The organism is Campylobacter sp. 2018MI13 (assembly GCF_018501135.1).
GTDB lineage: Bacteria > Campylobacterota > Campylobacteria > Campylobacterales > Campylobacteraceae > Campylobacter_E.
Window position 1 is genome coordinate 1 of sequence record NZ_JAHCZC010000305.1, and the last position, 384, is coordinate 384.

General features: G+C 60.9%; 1 protein-coding gene. It reads left to right on the top strand.

Annotation, left to right across the window (positions count from 1 at the left end):
• Positions 1-25: 25 nt before the first annotated feature.
• On the top strand, positions 26-384 hold a 359-nt coding region (locus tag KJQ99_RS11465; protein WP_502756527.1), incomplete at its 3' end, for an RNase adapter RapZ.

Below are 384 nucleotides of genomic sequence, written 5' to 3' on the forward strand. Positions count from 1 at the left end.
CTTGGAAGCGTCCGATGAGACGATTGTGCGACGCCAGGAGTCCAGCCGTCGCCCGCTACCGCTGCAACAAGGTGGTCATCTGCTCGACGCCGTTGCCCTTGAGCGGCGGATGCGGTCCGACCTGCGAGCTGAGGCTGATCTCGGCATTGACACCACGTCGATCACTGCCCGCCAGCCAGCCCAACGCATCGACCATGCCTTCGCTGAGGGGATTGACGAAGGGCTGGCATTCCAGGTGATGTCCTTCGGGTTTAAGCGTGGGGTCCCGATTGACGCTGACCTCGTCTTTGACGTCCGCTTCTTGCCAAACCCTTATTGGGTCCCTGAGCTGCGTCCCAAGACCGGTCTGTCTTCTGACGTTGCCTCCTATGTCATGGCTCAAGC